Origin of the sequence: Burkholderia sp. BCC0398 (assembly GCF_902833245.1) — a bacterium.
GTDB classification, from domain to species: Bacteria; Pseudomonadota; Gammaproteobacteria; order Burkholderiales; family Burkholderiaceae; genus Burkholderia; species Burkholderia sola.
The window spans coordinates 1-473 of the sequence record NZ_CADFEM010000051.1; the positions used below are offsets into that span (position 1 = coordinate 1).

Consider the following 473-nt stretch of genomic DNA (forward strand, 5'->3'; position numbering starts at 1 on the left):
GGCGACACGATCGCGGTGGAATCGCCGACGTTCTACGCGATGCTGCACGCGATCGAGCGGATGGGGATGAAGGCGATCGAGGTGGCCACGCATCCGGAATACGGAATCGACATCGCGGCGCTGGCCGCGATCGCGAAGTCGCAGCCGATCGCCGCGTGCATGGTGATGCCGAACTTCCAGAATCCGCTGGGTTTCCAGATGCCGGACGAGCGCAAGCGCGAACTGGTTGAGTTCGCAACGAAGGCCGGCATGCCGATCATCGAGAACGGCGTATACAACGAACTGTATTTCGGCGATACGCATCCGAGTTCATTGAAATCCTACGACCGGACCGGGATCGTGCTGCATTGCTCGTCGTTCTCGAAGAGCCTGACGGCCGCGTACCGGATCGGCTGGGCGCTGCCGGGCCGTTATCGCGATCAGGTCGAGAAGCTGAAGTTCCTGAATACGCTCGCGACGCCGTCGTTGCCGCA

General features: G+C 61.7%; 1 protein-coding gene. It reads left to right on the forward strand.

Annotation, left to right across the window (positions count from 1 at the left end; all coding sequences use genetic code 11):
* On the forward strand, positions 1 to 473 hold a 473-nt coding region (locus HWX76_RS36455), incomplete at both ends, for an aminotransferase class I/II-fold pyridoxal phosphate-dependent enzyme (protein ID WP_176017114.1).